Origin of the sequence: Legionella feeleii (genome assembly GCF_001467625.1) — a bacterium.
Lineage (GTDB): Bacteria > Pseudomonadota > Gammaproteobacteria > Legionellales > Legionellaceae > Tatlockia > Tatlockia feeleii.
The window spans coordinates 83,729-84,105 of the sequence record NZ_LNYB01000085.1; positions in this window are offsets into that span (position 1 = coordinate 83,729).

Genomic DNA, 377 nt, shown 5'->3' on the forward strand with positions numbered 1-377 from the left:
CGGGGCAAAAGAAAGCTGTCTTGCCTCAAAAACCAACGCCAGCAACTCGCTCTCAATTACAGAATAGTCAACAAATGTCACTAAATTGGAGCTAGGTTTTTTACTTATGCTATGACTATATTACACTTACTCTTAGCTTAAGAATGTTTTTTTTATTGATAATTTTATTGGATACGACAACATCACGTTTTCCCCCACTGCCACTTTTGTCACGCCCAGAGGGTTTGGCGGAAGCAATACATTTCTATTGCTTTTTATAAGACCTGAGTAAACTAATTCAGCAGATAGATTGTATTCGTTCGGGCAAATACGGGTTGCATTGAAAGAGAAAATTAATTTAGAGGGTTTAGGTTAAAGGGCAAGAGAGCCCTATAGTC